At 64.5% G+C, this 15225-nt stretch carries 12 protein-coding genes and 1 pseudogene; 4 read left to right on the top strand and 9 right to left on the bottom strand.

All coding sequences use genetic code 11. The annotated features are described in order from the left end of the window. Positions 1-155: 155 nt before the first annotated feature. From KI609_RS06110 to KI609_RS06080, 7 genes and pseudogenes are all read right to left on the bottom strand, one after another. Positions 156-1454 carry a DUF3422 family protein gene (locus KI609_RS06110; RefSeq protein WP_226448146.1) on the bottom strand — a complete coding sequence of 433 codons (1299 nt, stop codon included), beginning with the start codon at positions 1452-1454 and terminating at the stop codon, positions 156-158. Between the two features lie 117 nt (positions 1455-1571). Then, positions 1572-3083, bottom strand: a complete 1512-nt coding sequence (locus tag KI609_RS06105; protein WP_226448144.1) for a tripartite tricarboxylate transporter permease — start codon at positions 3081-3083, stop codon at positions 1572-1574. 15 nt (positions 3084-3098) lie between these two features. Further along, positions 3099-3587 carry a tripartite tricarboxylate transporter TctB family protein gene (locus KI609_RS06100; protein WP_226448142.1) on the bottom strand — a complete coding sequence of 163 codons (489 nt, stop codon included), beginning with the start codon at positions 3585-3587 and terminating at the stop codon, positions 3099-3101. A gap of 193 nt (positions 3588-3780) precedes the next feature. After that, a complete protein-coding gene (locus tag KI609_RS06095; protein ID WP_226448140.1) occupies positions 3781-5574 on the bottom strand; it encodes a GspE/PulE family protein in 1794 nt (597 codons plus the stop codon). 11 nt (positions 5575-5585) lie between these two features. Next, a complete protein-coding gene (locus KI609_RS06090; protein WP_226448138.1) occupies positions 5586-6353 on the bottom strand; it encodes a spermidine synthase in 768 nt (255 codons plus the stop codon). 100 nt (positions 6354-6453) lie between these two features. Further along, a pseudogene (locus tag KI609_RS06085) lies at positions 6454-7126 on the bottom strand (DNA-deoxyinosine glycosylase). A 99-nt stretch (positions 7127-7225) separates the two neighbouring features. Further along, positions 7226-8047: a TatD family hydrolase gene (locus KI609_RS06080; RefSeq protein ID WP_226448136.1), complete on the bottom strand. Its 822-nt coding sequence runs from the start codon at positions 8045-8047 to the stop codon at positions 7226-7228. Between the two features lie 128 nt (positions 8048-8175). Here KI609_RS06080 and KI609_RS06075 point away from each other — a divergent pair, with 128 nt between their 5' ends. The 4 genes from KI609_RS06075 to KI609_RS06060 all read left to right on the top strand — a co-directional run bounded on the left by KI609_RS06075 (position 8176) and on the right by KI609_RS06060 (position 12436). Beyond that, complete coding sequence (locus tag KI609_RS06075; RefSeq protein WP_226448134.1) at positions 8176-9129, top strand: S1C family serine protease; 954 nt, start codon at positions 8176-8178, stop codon at positions 9127-9129. Positions 9130-9290: 161 nt separating this feature from the next. Continuing rightward, entirely contained in the window at positions 9291-10286 is a 996-nt protein-coding gene (locus KI609_RS06070) for an AAA family ATPase (RefSeq protein ID WP_226448132.1), read from the top strand. A gap of 11 nt (positions 10287-10297) precedes the next feature. After that, the gene (locus KI609_RS06065; protein WP_226448130.1) at positions 10298-11335 is read left to right on the top strand and encodes a DUF58 domain-containing protein; all 1038 of its coding nucleotides are present in this window, start codon (positions 10298-10300) and stop codon (positions 11333-11335) included. A gap of 54 nt (positions 11336-11389) precedes the next feature. Then, a complete protein-coding gene (locus KI609_RS06060) occupies positions 11390-12436 on the top strand; it encodes a VWA domain-containing protein (RefSeq protein ID WP_226448128.1) in 1047 nt (348 codons plus the stop codon). 821 nt (positions 12437-13257) lie between these two features. On the opposite strand, the gene lolD is transcribed toward KI609_RS06060, so the two are convergent. After that, complete coding sequence (gene lolD / locus KI609_RS06055; protein ID WP_226448126.1) at positions 13258-13947, bottom strand: lipoprotein-releasing ABC transporter ATP-binding protein LolD; 690 nt, start codon at positions 13945-13947, stop codon at positions 13258-13260. Beyond that, the gene (locus KI609_RS06050; protein WP_226448124.1) at positions 13940-15193 is read right to left on the bottom strand and encodes a lipoprotein-releasing ABC transporter permease subunit; all 1254 of its coding nucleotides are present in this window, start codon (positions 15191-15193) and stop codon (positions 13940-13942) included. The genes lolD and KI609_RS06050 overlap by 8 nt, the downstream gene beginning before the upstream one ends. Positions 15194-15225 lie beyond the last annotated feature (32 nt).

The following is a 15225-nucleotide window of genomic DNA, read 5'->3' as shown; positions in this document are numbered from 1 at the left end:
CCCACCGCAGTGGCTGGCAAGCGGCTAGCAAGGGCACTCACCAGGCGGCCGACGCAACGTGCCGGCACCATGAGAGCACCAAGAGGGGCACCCGCAGCACACACGGGTCGCGCGGACCATGCGGCGGGCCACGCAACGGCGCCGCGAGCATCGCATCAACTGCCTTTGTGAAAGACCCGGTGGTGCAGGCGCCTGAGCGACCACCACACGCCAACCGCCACCACCGGGATCGCCACGGCTGCCGTGGTCTCGGGGGACACCGGCCAGCCGAGCTTTTGCGCCCCCTTGGCCAGGTAACTCACCAACCCCACGATGTAGTAGGTGATGGCGGCCACCGACAGGCCCTCCACCGTTGATTGCAGCTTGAGCTGTGTGTCCTGGCGGTGGTTCATCGTGGTCAGCAGCGCCTGGCTGCTTTGCTGCTGCTCGATCTCCACCCGCGTGCGCAAGAGGTTGCTCATGCGCGAGACACGCTGCGACAGCGCATCCTGGCGGCGAGCCGCCCATTCGCAGGTGCTGCGTGCGGGGGAAAGGCGCCGGTCCATGAACTCGCGGATCGTCTGCATGCCCGCCAGGCGCGACTCGGCAATGTCGCCGATGCGCCGGTCCAGCAATTCAAAGTACGCACTGCTGGCTGAAAACCGCGAATGGGTGGCCGCGTGCTGGCTCTCCACCTGCCCGGCCAGGCGGGTCAGGCGATCGAGCAAGGCCGGTTCTGCGTCACGATCGGCCGTGCGGATCGCCTGGGCCAGCGCCGCAAGCTCGCGTTCGGCAAAGGCCAGGACATGGGCGGCTTCACGAGCAGCCGGCAGGCCCAGCATGGCCGCCATGCGATAGGTTTCGATCTCGAGCAGGCGCTGCACCAGTCGGCCCAGGCGGCGCGGCGCCATGCCCCCGGCGAGCAAAACCATGCGCGAAAAGCCATCGGCGTGGATGGCGAAGTCGGTATAGACCTCACCGTGCCCATCCGCCACCGTGGACGCCACCAGCGTGTCTTCGTGCAGCACCTGCTTGACCAGCGGGCCCGAGCCGAACGTGTGCGTGGGCAACACCCACAGATTCAGGCTGCACAGGCATTGGCCGGGCAGCGCCGCCAACCACTCGCGGGGGACCATATCCGCTGCACTCACGGGTTCGCGCTCGCCAAAAGAGTCCATCGGCACAGACACCATGAACGTCCACGACACAAACTCGGTGTGCAACTCCCAGCGCATGCGAAACGCACCCAGATCCATGCGCAGATGGTTGGTGTCGGCGTCGGGCAACGCCATGTGGTGATCGCGCAAAAGCGCCGCCGCATGGGCGCGGCTGGCCTCGCGGCCCGCTGCATCGGCCAGCATCACGACATGGGCGATGGCCAAGGGGGCTTCCATCGCCTCGGGCGGGCGGGCATGGATCTCGTTGTGCAACACAGCCCGTTGGGGGTGCTGCGTGGGGCGGACAGGAGTGGACATAAGGACCTCTGTCGGCCATTGTCTATCGGCGCCCATGACACCACGCCACCCGGGCACCCAAAAAACAACGGCACCCGAAGGTGCCGTTGTGGTGGGAGGAAACCGGGCTGAACGCGGTCAATCCTCTACGAAGGCTTCTTCGCGCTTGTTCTTCACCGAAGGCAGCAGCACGATGATGAGCAGGAGGGCCGCAGCGGCCAGCAGGCCCGCCGACAACGGACGCGTGACAAACACGCTCCAGTCACCGCGCGACAGCAGCAGCGCACGGCGCAGATTCTCTTCCATCATCGGGCCCAGGATGAAGCCGAGCAGCAATGGTGCTGGTTCGGTGCCCAGCTTGTGGAAGATGTAGCCCACCAAGCCAAAAATGCCCACCATCCAGATATCGAAGGTGTTGTTGTTGGTGGAATACACGCCCACCGCACAGAACAGCACGATGGATGGGTACAACCAGCGGTAAGGCACGGTCAGCAATTTGATCCAGATGCCAATGAGCGGCAGGTTCAGGATGACCAGCATGGCGTTGCCGATCCACATCGACGCGATCAGCCCCCAGAACAGCTCAGGGTTGCTGGTCATTACCTGCGGGCCAGGCTGGATGTTGTGGATCGTCATGGCACCCACCATCAGCGCCATCACGGCGTTGGGAGGAATACCCAGTGTGAGCAACGGAATGAACGAGGTTTGTGAACCCGCGTTATTGGCCGACTCGGGGGCCGCAACGCCGCGAATGTTGCCTTGACCGAAAGGCACTTCTCCAGGGTGCAGCTTGGTCTTCTTTTCAATGGTGTAGGCCGCAAATGCGGACAGCAGAGCGCCACCGCCGGGCAAGATACCCAACGCGCAACCCAGCGCCGTGCCACGCAGCACAGCGGGGATCATGCGCTTGAAGTCTTCCTTGGTAGGGAACAGGCCCTGAACCTTGGCAGTGAACACTTCACGGTCATCATCGGGACGCGACAGGTTGGCAATGATTTCACCGTAGCCGAACACACCCATGGCGATGGTCACAAAACCAATGCCGTCGGTCAGCTCAGGGATGTCGAAGCTAAAGCGCGCCACACCCGAGTTCACGTCGGTGCCCACCAGGCCCATCAGCAGACCCAGCACGATCATGGCCACAGCCTTGAGCAGCGAACCCGACGCCAGCACCACAGCGCCAATCAAACCCAGCGTCATCAGCGAGAAATACTCGGCAGGGCCGAACTTGAAAGCCACTTCAGTCAACGGGGGCGCGAAAGCCGCCAGGATCAGCGTACCCACACAACCGGCGAAGAACGAACCCAGGCCAGCCGCAGCGAGCGCAGGGCCCGCACGCCCTTTTCGGGCCATCTGGTAGCCATCGATCACCGTCACCACGGAGGAGGACTCACCGGGCAGGTTGACCAGAATGGCCGTGGTTGAACCACCGTATTGTGCGCCGTAATAAATACCGGCCAACATGATCAGCGCAGCCACGGGGGGCAGCGCGTAGGTGGCGGGCAGCAGCATGGCGATAGTGGCCACCGGGCCAATACCGGGGAGCACGCCAATGAGCGTGCCTAGCAAACAACCTACAAAGCAGTAGACCAGGTTTTGAAACGTGAAGGCCACGCCAAAACCAAGCGAGAGATGTTCAAAAAGTTCCATGATGGGTGCTCCTGCTTAACCTGTGATGAAACTCGGCCACACAGGAAACTGCAGCTTGAGCGCCCAAACAAATGCCACATAGCTGCCTGCCGCCAGCACAGTGGCCAGCACAAACACGGCCTTGGCGTTGAACTCGTTGCCAGCCAGGCTGGAAATGAAGGTCAATGCGTAGATGGCAACAATCAGACCCATGGCGGGAACGCCCACACTGGGCAGACCGCCGAGCAGGATACCGAACACAAAGTTGGCAGCCAGGATGAAGAACAAAGGCTTCCATGCCCATGCCCCAATCTTGTCGCCGTCCTGTGTTTCCACCGTGGTGGCCTTGAAGGTGATCACGCTGCCGATGACGGCAAGCAAGATACCCAGCAGCAGTGGAAAGTAGCCGGGGCCCATGCGGGCTCCATTACCGACGTTGTACGTGGTGGCACCCCACGCAAACGCCACTCCGATCCCCATGAACATGAGGCCGGCAAAAAAGTCTTTTTGACTCTTGATATTCACGAATTGTCTCCTTGACGGAATCTCGACTGCGCGATTGTGCGGGCATCCTGGGCGCTGATGGATGTGGATTCCACCTACATCCCGTAACGTTCGCGAGACGCCGTCATGGAAAAAGCAACACCCCCGGCGACAAGCCCTCACCGCGCGCAAAGAAATACGGGACAGAAAAACCGCGCGTGGATGCGGGGGCACATCACTCCAGGGAAGGTGTGGACGCAATCACTTCTTCGATGGTGGTGAGGCCCTCGGCCACCCGCAAGGCCCCGGCCAGGCGCAGCGGACGCATGCCGTCCTGCACGGCCTGTCTGCGCAGTGCGTCGATGGAGGGCGTCTGCGTGATCTTGTCCTTGAGCGCTTCGCTCACGGTGAGCAGCTCGTACAGACCCATTCGCCCGCGAAAGCCGCCCATGCGGCAGTCCACACAACCCACAGGCTTGTAGGGCTGGTAGGTGCCGTTGATCTTCCAGGGTTTGACGACTTCGGCCAGCGCCTCGCGGCTCGCAGCCTCGTCCTTTTGTTTGCACTGCTTGCACAGCGTGCGCACCAGCCGCTGTGCAAGCACCCCCAGCAACGTGGCGTTCAGGAGGTAGGACGGGACACCGAGCTCCATCATGCGGGTGATGGCCGACGGCGCATCGTTGGTGTGCAGGGTAGAGAACACCAGGTGACCGGTGAGTGCGGCCTGGATGGCCATTTCGGCGGTTTCCAGGTCACGGATTTCACCCACCATGATGATGTCGGGGTCCTGGCGCATCAGGGCCCGCAGGCCCTCGGCAAAGTTGAAGTCGAGCTGCGGCTGCACCTGGGTCTGGTTGAAGCTCGGCTCGATCATTTCAATGGGGTCTTCCACCGTGCTCACGTTGACCTCTTCGGTGGCCACCCGCTTGAGCGTGGAATACAGCGTGGTGGTTTTGCCCGAGCCCGTAGGCCCTGTCACCAAAATGATGCCGTGCGGGCGCTGCACCAGCGCTTCCCAGCGCTGCGCGTCATGCTGGGCAAAGCCCAGGGCATCGAGGTCCTTGACCGCGTTGTCAGGGTCGAAGATCCGCATGACCATCTTTTCGCCAAATGCCGTGGGCAGGGTGGACAGGCGCATTTCCACCTCTTCGCCCCGCTGGTTGCGGGTTTTGATGCGTCCATCCTGGGGGCGGCGCTTTTCCACCACGTCGATGCGGCCCAGCAGCTTGATGCGCGCCACCATGGCGTTATGCACGCCCATGGGCATCTGATAGACAGGGTGCAGCACGCCGTCGATGCGAAAACGGATCACCCCCTGGTCACGGCGCGGCTCCAGGTGGATGTCGCTCGCTCGCTGATCAAATGCGTATTGCCAAAGCCAATCGACCACCTTGACCACACCCTGGTCGTTGGCATCAAGCTGCTTGTTGCTCTTGCCCAGCTCCACCAGTTGCTCAAAGCTGCTGCCCCCCGCATTGCCACCCGCCTTTTGCGCGGCACGCACCGATTTGGCCAGGGCAAAAAACTCAGCGGTAAAACGGTGGATATCCTGCGGGTTGGCCACCACACGCCGCACTGTGCGCCTCGACTGGCGTTCCACCTCGGCCACCCAGTCGTCGACAAAAGGCTCGGCCGTGGCCACCACCACTTCCTTGGCCGTTACCTGCACCGGCAGCACCTTGTGGCGCTCGGCATAGGTGGCACTCATGGTGTCGGCCACGCGGCCCACATTGACCCTAAGCGGGTCAATGCGCAGATAGGGCAGCCCCGCACGTTGCGCGAGATACTCGGACAAGGCTTCGATGTCGAGCGGCTTGCTGTCGCTGGCCCGCTCCATCGCCACGCTGGCCAGGCGCACCAGCGCATGCTGGGAGCTTTCGGCCTGCGAGCAACGGGCGATGGTGCGCTGCGCTTCTTCAAGCGATATCACTTTGTCATCGCTCAACCACTGAACAATGCGGCGCCAGTCCAGCAGCCCCACATAGGGAGATGCCGCCGTGCGGAGGGGAACAACAGCGGTTGTGCTCATCTACATACCTTTCAGGGGGCTACCGGCTTGAACACCCGCAGCCATTTGGCCGCAGGCAAGCCCCAGCGGGCTTCGATGACTTCCGCACGTTCGACCAGCTCGGCGCGTTTGGGCCGGGTGGGGGTTCGCTGCGCGAGCACCACCGTGTTGCCTTCGCGCGTGGGCTTGAAGGCCCACAGCGCTTTTTCTCCGAAGGCTTCCTGCATGCTTTGCAGACTGCGGTCAAAACTCGATGCCCGGCCAAACAGGTTGACCGTCATGCAACCCGACTCGGTCAGCAACGCACGGCAATCGGCATAAAAATCGGCGCTGTCGAGCACGGGAGCGGCTGCCTCATGGTCGTAGAGGTCTACGGCGAGCGCATCCACGGTGCCCAGCCACATGGGGTTTTTGACCTCTTGCGCCGCATCAGCCAGCACCACGCGCAGTTTGGGCCCGTCAGGCGGCAGCTTGAACCATTGCCGGCACACGGCGAGCACCTGCGGGTTCAGTTCGATCGCCGTGGTACAGACGCGCAGTTTTTTGTAGCAGAACTTGGTGATGGCGCCCGCACCCAGGCCCAGCTGCATGGCGTGGCCTTTGGAGACCAGCGCAGGGTCGGCAAACAGCAGCCAGGCCATCATGCGCTGCACGTATTCCAGCTCCAGCACAAAGGGCTCGGCGATATTCATCGACCCTTGAATCCAGGGCGTGCCCAGGTGCAGATGGCGTGTTTCGCCATCGTCAGACACGCTGACTTCCGGCAGCTCCATCAGGGGGGTATTTTTCTTTCGGGTCATTCCGTACACCGGTGCAACCGGCAAAAACAGGTTATGGCACGCCATGGTGCGCCACGCTGCGCAAGATGCGCGCGGTGCGTCATGGCGAGTTCGATAGGCATTACAACAAACCGTGCTGCGCCATCAGCGCCGCCCATGCGGTCAATTTACGATCAAAGCTCCACGACGCATTGGCCGGGCTGGTGGATGGCAAGCGGGTGGCCACCACTGGCGGCGCCCACGCAAGGGCGCTCTCACTGTCAGGGATGCTTTCGTCGCCGTCACGGGCCAGCCGCATCATGCGCCAATGCCGGGGGATACAGGCTTTGAAGCACGGCCTTGGCGTGCCGAAAACTCTCGCCACCATTGTGGGCAACGGCGGCAAGCCGCGGGCACCGGCCATGCAGGCGGGCAAAGTCATTGACCTGGGCATGGCGGATGCTGGTGTCCAGGCTACCGTCCCGCTCGCAACTGGCATACACATCCCACACACCCAGGCCACGCGCCAGCAGCCATTCGCAGCGTTCGGCGTAGCCCGCCGGGCCTGCGGGCGGCAGAGGGTGATCTGGCCACAGTGCCTGAAGAATCTTCCAGAACTGGTTTTGCGGGTGGGCGTAATACTGCCCGGCCCGCAGCGACGCGGCACCGGGAAAACTGCCCAATATCAAGACCACCGTGTGGTCCGAGACCACCGGCGGCAGGCCTGCCAAACGCGCCGGCAGCGCGGGCTCGGCGGCCTGCGGCAGCGTCGAGGGTGCGATAACGGTGTGGGCCTGGGCGGTGGTGGGGGGCATCGTCCGATTCTGGACCGAAACGGGGTGAAACCCGGCCTTTTTTACAAAAAAGATAGCTGCAAACCCTTTGCCATAAAGCGCAAACCTCCAAAATGTCTCCTATAAAAGATGGTGCACCCGGGGCAGCGCCGCCCGCGTATTGGCGGTGGTTTCCTCCGCCAATGCCTGCAGCGACTGCCCCCGCAACTGCGCCACCACGGCGGCAATGCGGGGAAGCTCGGCAGGGGTGTTGCGCCCTTGGGGCTGGCCCTGCTCGCGCTGGGCGGCGGGGGTGTACAGCCAATGGGGCGGGATGTCCGGTGCATCGGTTTCCAGCACCAGCGCATCAGGGGGCAACTGTGCCGCAAGGCGGCGCAGTTGCAACGCTCGCTCATAGGTCACCGCGCCGCCAAAGCCCAATTTGAAGCCCAGCGCCACAAATGCGCGGGCCTGTTGCAGGCTGCCGTTGAAAGCGTGCGCAATCCCGCCCTGCACGGGCAGCTCACGCAGGCCTTTGAGCAGCTTGTCGGCCGATCGGCGCACATGCACGATCACGGGCAGGTCAAACTTGCGGGCCAACTGCAGCTGAGCCCGGTAGAACTGCTCTTGCCGGGCGGGGTCCAGCCCCGGCACAAAATAGTCCAGGCCAATCTCGCCAATCGCCACCAGGCGTGGATCGGCATGGTGCTGCGCAAGCGCCCGCGCGAGGCTGTCCAGATCACCCTCCTGGGCGCGCCCGGTGTACAGCGGGTGAATCCCCAGCGCGTAGCTGTCTGCGTGGTGGTGCGCCAGCGTGCGCACGGCATCCCAGTTGCTGCGCTCCACGGCAGGGATCACGCAATGGGCCACGCCTTGCAAGGCGGCCTGGTGGCGGACTGCGTCACGGTCGGCATCGAACTCGGGCGCGTCGAGGTGGCAGTGGGTGTCGATCCAAGCGGTCATCGGGCAATGATGCACGATGCGGCATGTCAGTGCGCCTACCCCCACTTCGGTTGCACATGGACCCACAAAACCGTGCTACCGTCATCTCGTTGCGCCAGCCATTGGCGTGTACGAGCAAAGGTAACAGGATGCCCCGGCCCGCCCTCTACAGCAGCTCCCGCCCCACACGCCGACCGCTGGCGGCGTCGCCCCCCGAGCAAAACATGCCCCCTGCCGAAGGCATGGCCACGCCGCAACCACCGGCCCAGGCCGACATGGCACAGACTGCGGCAACACGGGCTATTTTTCGCCCTCCGTCAAAACGGTCCTGGCATGCCTTGTGGGCTGCCGTGCTAGTGTTGACCACGCTGCTCGCTGCGAGCCTGTGGCAGCAACAACGCCCGGCGCGCGCACCCATCACACAAGACGATATTGATGCAGCCGTGCTGCGCACGCTGGAGACCACCACCCCGCCATCGGCCGCTGCGCGCGCCGTGGACGCCATCGCACCCTCGGTCGTGCGGGTGGTGGGTTATGGCCGCAGCAAAAACCGCAAGCAAGAGATCGAGCGCGGCATAGGCACCGGGGTGGTCATCGTGGACAAGGGCATCATCCTGACCAACCTGCACGTGGTGGCCGGCTCTGACCGCATTGGCATCACCTTCAGTGACGGGCTTGAAACCACGGCCAGCATCACCGGCATCCAGGCCGAAAACGACCTCGCCGTGCTGCAGGCCCACAAGGTGCCAGACGACCTGCAGGCGGCCACGCTGCGGTCCACCCAGAACCTGCGCCCCGGCGACCATGTGGTGGCCGTGGGTTTCCCGTTTGGCATCGGGCCGTCGGCCTCAGCGGGCGTGGTCTCGGGCCTCGAGCGTGAATTCACCTCGCCACAGGGCAAACGCCAGCTCAGCAACCTGATCCAGTTTGATGCGGCCGCCAACCCCGGCAACTCGGGCGGGCCGCTGGTCACACTGGACGGCGAAGTGGTGGGCATCGTCACCGCCATCCTCAACCCCACCGAGGCACGCACCTTCATAGGCATCGGTTTTGCGGTGCCCATCGAGAACGCAGCGTCCGCGGTCGGCATGCCGCCCTTCTGAAATGAAACACCCCCTGAGTCGCTTCGCGCCTTCCCCCTCAAGAGGGACGACACCCTGACTGCGGGGCGGCCCTTGCTCGGTGTCCCTCGCCTGGGCCGCGCCAGTGGTTTGGGCTGGACACGGCTCGCTGCATCGTTGATCACGGAGAAAGAATTAAACCCATGGAAGCCACAACAAACACCGCCACGCTGATGGAACAAGTGCTCTACGAAGTCAAACGCGTGGTGGTCGGGCAGGACCGCTTTCTGGAGCGCGTCATGGTCGCCATGCTGGCCCAGGGCCACCTCCTGGTCGAAGGCGTGCCGGGCCTGGCCAAGACGCTCACCGTGAAGACGCTGGCCAGCACCATCCAGGGCAGCTTCAAGCGCATCCAGTTCACGCCCGACTTGGTGCCCGCCGACCTGGTGGGCACGCGCATGTACAACCAGAAGACCGGCGAGTTCAGCACCACGCTGGGCCCAGTGTTCACGCACCTGCTGCTGGCCGACGAAATCAACCGTGCGCCCGCCAAGGTGCAAAGCGCGCTACTGGAGGTGATGCAGGAGCGTCAGGTGACCATTGCGGGCGAAACGCACAAGGTGCCCGAGCCCTTCCTGGTGATGGCTACGCAGAACCCCATCGAGACGGAAGGCACTTACGCGCTGCCCGAGGCCCAGGTCGACCGCTTCATGATGAAGGTGCTGCTCGGCTACCCCACCGAGGAAGAAGAGTTTGTGATTGCCCAGCGCGCACTCGATGTGCCCGTGCAGGTGCTGCCCGTGGCCACCACGGCCCAGCTGGCCGCGCTGCAGGCCGAGTGCCGCACCGTGTATGTAGACCCGTCGATGCTGCAGTACGCCGTGAAGCTGGTGGCCGCCACGCGCGAGCCTGCGCGGCATAGCCTGAAAGACCTGGCCGGCTACATCAGCTGCGGCGCCAGCCCCCGCGCCACCATTGCCCTGGCCGAGGGCGCCCAGGCCCTGGCCATGCTGCGCGGGCGCAACTATGTGCTGCCAGAAGACATGACCGACCTGGCCGCCGACGTGCTGCGCCACCGCGTGGCGCTGTCGTACGAGGCGCTGTCTGAAGGGCTGGATGCCGACGCGCTCATCCAGCGCATCATGGCCAAGATCCCGGCACCGGCACGCCCCTTGCACCACGAGCAAAAAGCCGCTTGAGTCCACCCGCCATGACCAGCAAGCCGCCTGCAAAATCCGCCACGGTGCACTCCCTGCCCACGCTGCCCGGGCAGGCCGACCGGCTGCTGCGCGAGCTGGAGTGGACGGTGATCCGCCGCCTGGACGGCCTGCTGCAGGGCGACTACCGCACGCTGATGCGCGGCAGTGGCCTGGACTTGACCGACCTGCGCGAATACCAGCCCCACGACGACGTGCGCCACATCGACTGGAACGTGACCGCACGGCTGAACACGCCCCATGTGCGCGTGTTCACCGAAGACTGCGAAATGTCGGCCTGGTTTCTGCTGGACCTGAGCCCGTCCATCAGCTTCGGCCCCACCGGCCATGCCAAGCGCGACATCCTGACCGGCTTTGTGGCCGTGCTCTCGCGCCTGCTCACCCGCCACGGCAACCGCGTGGGGGCCATGTTGTACGGCGGCGCCAGCCCGCAGGCCGTACGTGCGGTGGACGCCGTGCTGCCCCCGCGCAGCAGCCGCGCGCATGTGCTGCACCTGGTGCACCAACTGCTGCCCCCCAAAACCCCCATGCCGCAGCACAAGACGGGTGGCGGCGCCACCGAGCTGCACCGGCTGCTGCAGACCGGCCTGGCCACGCTCAAGCGCCGGTCCACCGTGTTTGTGGTGTCCGACTTCATCAGCGCGCCCGGCTGGGAAAAGCCCCTGGCCCAGCTGGCCCAGCGGCATGACGTGGTGGCCGTGCGTCTGCTGGACCCGCTGGAGCTGGAACTGCCCGATGTGGGCCTGGTCACGCTGCGCGATGCAGAAAGCGGCGAGCAACTGCAGGTGGACACCCACGACGCGGGCTTTCGCCGCCGCTTTGCCCAGCTGGCCGCCGAGCGCGAGGCCGCTCTGCGCGAAGGCCTGGCCCGCGCAGGCGCCGACACGCTGGAGCTGTGCACCGACGACGATCTGGTCGATGCCCTGCTGCGCTTCATGGGCCTGCGCCAGCGCCGGGTCCGGGCGCACAGCAACCCTCTCGTCCCCGCATCGGCCTCCGCAGGCCCTGCCGCACAGGCGGCCGCCGCCTGACCGATCGATGGATCGATTAATCACCCGCCGCACACGCCACCAAGGACACACACCATGGTATTTCTCTGGCCCACCCTGCTCTGGCTGCTGCTGGTTGTGCCCCTGCTGGTACTGCTGTACGGGTGGCTGCTGCACCGGCGCAAGAAAACAGCGCTGACCTACTCCAGCCTGTCCCTGGTGCGCGAGGCCATGGGCCCCGGCCAGCACCTGCGCCGCCACATCCCGCCCGCACTCTTCCTGCTGGCGCTGGTGGCGCTGCTGCTGGCCGCCGCACGCCCGCTGGCCGTCATCACCCTGCCCTCGCAGGACCAGAGCATCATGCTGGCCATGGACGTGTCGGGCAGCATGCGCGCCGCCGACGTGGAGCCCGACCGCATCACCGCCGCCCAAAATGCCGCCAAGGCCTTCATCGCCGACCTGCCGCGCCATGTGCGCGTAGGCATCGTGGCCTTTGCGGGCAGCGCCCAGCTGGCCCAGCTGCCCACCCAAAGCCGTGAAGACCTGGTGAAAGCCATCGACAGCTTCCAGCTGCAGCGCGGCACGGCCACGGGCAACGGCATCATGCTGTCGCTGGCCACCCTCTTCCCGCACGCAGGCATCGACATCGCCGCCCTGGGCGGCCGCCAGGCCATGCGCCCGCTGTCGATCGAAGAGCTGGGCAAACAGCAGGACCCGGCCAAGACCTTCACGCCGGTGGCCCCGGGCTCCTACAACTCGGCCGCCATCATCATGCTGACCGACGGCCAGCGCACCACGGGCGTGGACCCGCTGGAAGCCGCCAAGTGGGCCGCCGACCGTGGGGTGCGGGTGTACACGGTGGGCGTGGGCACGGTGCAGGGCGACACCATTGGTTTTGAAGGCTGGTCGATGCGGGTGCGGCTGGATGAAGAAACGCTGAAGGCAGTGGCCGCGCGAACCAATGCCGAGTACTTTCATGCGGCCACGGCGGCGGACCTGAAGAAGGTGTACGAGACACTGAACTCGCGGCTGACGGTGGAGAAGAAGGAGACGGAGATTTCTTCTTTGCTGGCGTTGCTGGGGGCGGTGCTGGCGTTGGCGGCGGCGGGGTTGTCGGTGTGGTGGTATGGGCGGGTTTTGTAGTGTTTTTTGGCTCTGGCGCTCGCCTATCAAGCGCTACCAGCTATTGTTTTTATAGTTCGTTCTTGCCCTATCCGTTTGGGCTGAGCTTGTCGAAGCTGGGGCGTGCTGGTTGGGAAAGCATGCTTGTGTTGAGGGCGGAGGCCGGGAGTCGCCCGGCATGCGAGGTACTTTTCTTTGCTTCGCCAAAGACAAGTACCCAAAAGAAAGGCGACCCCGCTGTCTGAGTCCCCTGCGCTTCGCTACGGGGCAACCTGCGGTGCTCGGCGCATCCAGAGGGGAGTGGGGAACCAAACACCCACACGGGCCTTTGCTGCGCTCGGCCCAGTTTGCGCAGCGCGTAGCGCTTGCGCCCGCGAGTCGGGGCCGAGCGCAGCAATGGCCCGAATGGATGTTGGCTGTTTGGATGTTCGGCTGCCCCACCCCTGCTGGCTGCGCCTGCGGCGGGGCGGTTGCGGGGTGGCATGGGCGTCGGAGCGCCCATGCTTCGTGAACTGACTCGCCGTGGTTGTCCGAGCGGCGCTGCGCAGCAGCAAAGCGAGTTCCACGGCGCACCCCGCAACCGCCCCGACGCAGGTCTGCCCCGTAGCGCCAGCGAAGGGGTCGCAGACTGGGGGTCGCCTTTTCTTTGGTGACTTTCTTTTGGCGAAGCAAAAGAAAGTTACTCGCACGCCGGGCGACTCCCGGCCTCCGATCTCAACACAAGCATGCAGTAGCCACCGCCAAAACAGGCTTCGACAAGCTCAGCCCAAACGGATGGTGCGAGAACGAACTATAAAAACAATAGCTGCGAGCGCTTTATGTATAAGCGCCAGAGCCCAAAATCACCCCAAAACCCCAGACACCAGCCTCATCACCCGGTCACACCGCGCCGCCAGCGACTCATCGTGCGTCACCATCACAAACGCCGTGTCCTGGTCCCGCGCCAGCTGCAGCATCAGGTCAAACACCCCATCCGCAGTGCTCCGGTCCAGATTACCCGTAGGCTCATCCGCCAGCACGCACGCAGGCCGCGTCACCAAGGCCCGCGCAATGGCCACCCGCTGACGCTCACCGCCCGACAGCTCGGCCGGCCGGTGCATCAACCGCTCCTTCAAACCGACCGATGCCAGCACCCGCTCCGCCTCGGCATGGCACTGGGCCAGCGGCAGGCGGCGGATGCGCAAGGGCATGGCCACGTTGTCCAGCGCACTGAACTCGGGCAGCAGGTGGTGGAACTGGTAAATAAAACCCAGGTACTGGTTGCGCAACTGCCCCTGGCGCTCTGCCGACAGCGACGACATCTGCTCACCCTTCAGGCGCACCGTACCCGCCGTGGGCGCATCCAGCCCGCCCAACAAATGCAGCAAGGTGCTCTTGCCAGACCCCGATGCGCCCACGATGGCCAAGGTTTCACCCGCGTGGATCTGCAGGTCCACCCCCTTGAGCACGGTCACATCCAGACGGCCTTCGGTAAACCGTTTGGTCAGGCCCTTAGCCTCCAACACCACCACACCAGTTTTTTGATCACTCATAACGCAGCGCCTCGGCAGGATTCACACGGCTGGCACGCCAGCTGGGGTAGAGGGTGGCCACAAAGGCCAGCACGAGCGAGATGACCGCAATGGGCACGATGTCGCTGCTCTGCGGCTCGCTGGGCATCTTGCTGATGAGATAAATGTCCTTGGGCAAAAAGCTCGCGTTGAGCACGTGCTCGATGGCCGGCACGATCACGTCGATGTTGAACGCAATGCCCAGGCCCAGCAGCAGGCCGACCAGCGTGCCGATCACCCCCACCATCGCGCCCTGCACCACAAAGATGCCCATGATGCTTTTGGGGCTGGCGCCCAAGGTGCGCAGGATGGCGATGTCGGCGCGCTTGTCGGTCACCGTCATCACCAGGGTGGAGACGAGGTTGAACGCCGCCACCGCCACGATGAGCGTGAGGATGATGAACATCATGCGTTTTTCGAGCTGCACGGCGGCAAACCAGGTGCGGTTTTGCTGCGTCCAGTCACGGATCAGCAACTGGCCGCTCAGGGACTGCGCCAGCTGCTGCGCCACCTCGCGCGCCTGGTGCAGGTCCTTGAGCTTCAGGCGCACGCCCGTGGGGCCTTCCAGGCGGAAGATGCGCTGCGCGTCTTCGTGGTGCATCAGCACCAGTGCCGAGTCGTATTCGTAGTGGCCCGAGTCAAACGTGCCCGCCACCGTCATCTGCTTGAGCCGAGGCACCACACCAGCGGGCGTGACCTGGCCGCCCGGGGCGATCAGCGTCACCGAATCCCCCACGCGCACACCCAGGGCACGCGCCAGTTCGCCACCCAGCACCACGCGGAACTCGCCGGGCACCAGCAGGTTGAGCGTTTTCTCGTTGGTGGCGGCCAGGTCGGTCACCGCGCCTTCCAGCGCGGGGTCAATGCCGCGCACCAGCGCGCCTTTCATGTCCTCGCCACGGGCAAGCAACGCCTGCGCCGACACAAACGGCGCGGCGCCGACCACACTGGGGTTTTGCTTGGCCTCGGCCAATGTGCGGGCCGGGTCGGGCAGCGCAGCACCCTGGGGCGCAAAAATTTCGATGTGCGAGACCACGCTGAGCATGCGGTCACGCACATCCTTTTGAAAGCCGTTCATCACCGACAACACGATGATGAGCGCCGCCACCCCCAGCGCAATGCCCAGCATGGACACGCCCGAGATGAACGAGATGAATCCGTCGCGCCGCGTAGCGCGGCCTGCGCGCGTGTAGCGCCAGCCAAGGGCTAGTTCGTAGGGAATTTGCATGGATAAGGAAAGAAGGGCCTGCACCCAGCGAA

The sequence above is a fragment of the Acidovorax radicis genome, from assembly GCF_020510705.1.
Taxonomy (GTDB): Bacteria; Pseudomonadota; Gammaproteobacteria; order Burkholderiales; family Burkholderiaceae_C; genus Acidovorax; species Acidovorax radicis_A.
Note: the sequence above shows the minus strand (reverse complement) of the source record. Positions and strands in the feature narration are given on the sequence as shown.